Here is a 668-nt window from a genome sequence, read left to right on the forward strand (position 1 = left end):
AGAAACGTCATCGTTCCTATTGGGCCTCCCCCGTATGAGTTCGATATAGAAGCAGGGCTGGAAACAGCCATTGCTCTCAATAATGAAACTCCCTGAGTAACCTGACCAGTCATTGTTCGATACTAGTGTTTGCGTAACTGATTTAGCATGATTGAGGGAATTGATCCATCCTTCTGTGACCTTGATGACCTCAAAGCCTGATCTTCCAGTAGTTGATACTGTTCTTCCCAACCATACATCATTACCCACTCTGAAGCCAAATCCTTTGACTCCAGGTCCTCCATTGATGTTACTTGGGGAATCACATGACACTATTGAAGGATCGGCTGGCCTGGGGGTGTCTGAATGGAATTTGCTGCATACATATCCTGTTTCTAGTATGGTCCCATTGTTGATCCTCATCCAAGGCCTATTAGAACCTTTCCAATTGTCCCTACATATGCAGTACACATCGATGTCTACATAGCAAGAACACTCCTCTAAATGTTGTATCTTTGTTTTAGGAATGTTTTCATACTTCATTATCTTCCCTTCTCGTATCCAGTAAATTCGGTGATCTGCACTACTAGCTGCAGGGCCATCTGTGACAGCGACAATACAGGTTCCATTAATGCATTGACATTCAGACTCTTGAGTTCTTAATATATCTCTTCTCCATGATTTAATGG

Annotated in this window: 1 protein-coding gene; it reads right to left on the reverse strand. The window is 42.7% G+C overall.

Features of this window, described 5'->3' with window-relative positions; all coding sequences use genetic code 11:
• On the reverse strand, positions 1–522 hold a 522-nt coding region (locus tag AN964_RS25210), incomplete at its 3' end, for a sialidase/neuraminidase family protein (protein WP_213083992.1).
• Positions 523–668: the final 146 nt, after the last annotated feature.

This window comes from Heyndrickxia shackletonii, assembly GCF_001420715.1.
Classification (GTDB): Bacteria; Bacillota; Bacilli; order Bacillales; family Bacillaceae_C; genus Margalitia; species Margalitia shackletonii.